Consider the following 2,631-nt stretch of genomic DNA (forward strand, 5'->3'; position numbering starts at 1 on the left):
TAATAGCCATGAGTACATTCTCACTATCCCCTACGAAAATGATGAGGACTTGGATAAGCAAGTTTGGGATTTAATACAAGAAATGGACTCTCATGCTGACATGGATTACTGCTTTATTGAAGTAGATGCCCATGAGATTGGTACTGATAGAAGTTGGTGATTATTCAATATCCTAGATTACAAACTTAACGGTCAATTTAGGTGATGCTATTGAAGAAATAGCAAAGCCATAATGCTTCATTGTCTCAAAGGGTGGCGAACGTGAAATTCTCTACTCCTATATCAAACAGATGCACAAGTATTAATGTTTAGCTGATTTTTGGTTATCTTCTTAAGTAAGCTCGTTACTATTCTTAAGTTGCGTTCCCCAGTTTTAGAATCAGGTAATGCCAAATCGATTTGTTGTGTGAGGTAGAGACGCTGGCCGCACAGTTAACGGAAGTTCCATGTCCCACTTGCTCTATAACAGCTATCAGGTTGACCGCCTCTAAAATGCTTTCCACAAAGGCTATCTCCTCACAAGAGGCAGTCATAAGCAGCATCGCCAGTATTAATTTTCACCCATTGTTTACCCTTGAGTTGAAAGGACAGATTTAATATCAAACCCTTTCTTTTAGTAGAAGTTATCAACAGTAGTGACAGTTATCTTAGAAAGAGATACTCCCTTATAAGAGATCAAGTTTTAGGTGTTGCAAGAATGCCCAATTCATTGCCTTATCTCTGTAAGAATTTGCAGTTTGGAAAATAAAAAATCAACAGCGAAAGGGAGTATAAGGATACAAACTACGGTAAGTAGGTAATACTCATGAGTTGGCTAAAAAGAGTTTGTGAACAAGAAACTATCAGCCTACTAAAGACAAGGGACTCTGGGCAATCGGAAACGTGCATGAGTCCGGGGCTGACTGGTGAGTACGATCTCTCTCGGCGCGAGAAGGCTGGAGAGCATCAACCTCCACCACCTCCTGAATATATGGGACTTGAGGGTGAATACGATCAACTCGGTTTAGCTAAACGTGTGGCTGAGGCTTTCGAGCAAGCACCACATATCGATGAAATTGAAACTCTACAAATCTGTCAAGATAGTAGCACTATTATCCTTAAGGGTTCTGTGCCAAGCCAGGACATCCTAAATCATCTCGAATATGTAGCGGCCAAAGTAGATGGCACCAAGCAAGTAGACACTACCCAGGTTAAAATTGCCGCCTCAGCTTAGACGGTGCGCTAATCGCTAGCTGAATGCTAAAGTGTACTTTCGTGTAATCCACACCCCAAAGTATTGTATCTTCCTTGATGACAGCCACGCGACAACGAGCCATCAATTTAAACTTATCATTCCCAATCGCTACCTTTGATGATTTCGTTGGCTGATTAAACTTGCTTAAGGTGGATAAACGTGAACTATTGAAGTTTAATCATTATCACCTGGGGGAATTTATATTGATTTTTATCTAATTATATTTAATGAATATAAATTTGCGGATAGATTGTTCTAGACGAGCGCCGTCTTCACTCTCTGGTGTGGCTTTATTTTCTTGTTGTCCACCCCACAGGACAGAAGGATTCTGATTAATCCTGGACTGAAATTGTGATAGTAGAGTTTCAAGATCGTTCATCTTTTCTCCGTATACACACACGACCACCAGTAAGCCAGAGGTTTGGGAACTCCTTTGGCTTTTTACTTGTAGCTTAGATTCCAGAACGCATATCTGCTCATATTTTTTATTATTAAAATCCTACTCCCAGCCTCAACTGAGCAATGTTGCTATTTAGCTCACTTGTTCATCAAAAATCGTCAATACATCAGGACGGCAGCGTTTAATAACGACTTTTATCCCCAAAGCACCCTCGCTTGAGAGATCATCAACGTATCCGGGACTAGCAGCTTTCGCTTCCACAAAAGTTTGAAAAGGGCCAAAATAGTAAATGCAGTGAGGGTATTGGGTGGTAATTTCTGCCCAGTAATCACTCTTGAGTCCTTGGATTAATCCTTGAAGGAAAAATTTAATTTTATTCAACACAAAGAAAAAAGTTAGAAGAAATAGTTGTTATTAAACAGCATGACTATCACAGTGACAGCTATCCTCTACCAAAAGCATGAGGATATATCAAGTTCAATCGCCTCTAGATAGCCAAGTAACAAGAAGCCTCAAAGATTGGCAGGGGTAGTACGGCACTAGGAGGAAAAGCCCAGAAACTTCCTTCATGCACAAATAAATCTGTCCATCCACGCAACTTACACCAGTCGGCACAAGTTACTAAAGCATCACTATCAATTAGCTTTTGCAGGCGCTCTAGACCGTACTTGATTTTAATTTGTGCGAGAAATGGTACGTTGACTAATTGTTCACTATGACTGGCCCGAAGTTCCAGGGATTGCTGCCAGCCTTTGCCTGCTTGAAAGCTAGCGTTTTGATAAGTCGTTTGTTCTTGTTCGTAAATGATTTTTAACCTGACCAATTCGGTGATAAAAACAGTACGGGTTAATAGTCGGCAGCTTGGTGGATCACTATCTTGTTCTAGCCAGCGCTGAATAATATCAATGACGATTTCATGTACTTCATCTGTCATGGGTCTTGTCTGGTACAAATGAGCAATTGCTATTTACGAGTCACCGTACCCATCAGCATTTTT

Annotated in this window: 5 protein-coding genes; 1 reads left to right on the top strand and 4 read right to left on the bottom strand. The window is 40.6% G+C overall.

Features of this window, described 5'->3' with window-relative positions; genetic code table 11:
* Positions 1-353 precede the first annotated feature (353 nt).
* Positions 354-533, bottom strand: coding sequence for a hypothetical protein (locus tag H6G14_RS33090; protein WP_190573207.1), 180 nt, complete (start codon positions 531-533; stop codon positions 354-356).
* A 272-nt stretch (positions 534-805) separates the two neighbouring features.
* On the opposite strand from H6G14_RS33090, the gene H6G14_RS33095 reads away from it, so the two are divergent.
* Positions 806-1,213, top strand: coding sequence for a BON domain-containing protein (locus tag H6G14_RS33095; protein WP_190573209.1), 408 nt, complete (start codon positions 806-808; stop codon positions 1,211-1,213).
* A gap of 235 nt (positions 1,214-1,448) precedes the next feature.
* Here H6G14_RS33095 and H6G14_RS33100 read toward each other — a convergent pair whose 3' ends face one another.
* The 3 genes from H6G14_RS33100 to H6G14_RS33110 form a co-directional block, all read right to left on the bottom strand.
* Complete coding sequence (locus H6G14_RS33100) at positions 1,449-1,613, bottom strand: hypothetical protein (RefSeq protein WP_190573211.1); 165 nt, start codon at positions 1,611-1,613, stop codon at positions 1,449-1,451.
* Between the two features lie 153 nt (positions 1,614-1,766).
* Positions 1,767-2,018, bottom strand: a complete 252-nt coding sequence (locus H6G14_RS33105; RefSeq protein WP_190573213.1) for a DUF1816 domain-containing protein — start codon at positions 2,016-2,018, stop codon at positions 1,767-1,769.
* A gap of 103 nt (positions 2,019-2,121) precedes the next feature.
* A complete protein-coding gene (locus H6G14_RS33110; protein WP_190573214.1) occupies positions 2,122-2,568 on the bottom strand; it encodes a hypothetical protein in 447 nt (148 codons plus the stop codon).
* Positions 2,569-2,631 lie beyond the last annotated feature (63 nt).

The sequence above is a fragment of the Nostoc parmelioides FACHB-3921 genome, assembly GCF_014696625.1.
Lineage (GTDB): Bacteria > Cyanobacteriota > Cyanobacteriia > Cyanobacteriales > Nostocaceae > Trichormus > Trichormus parmelioides.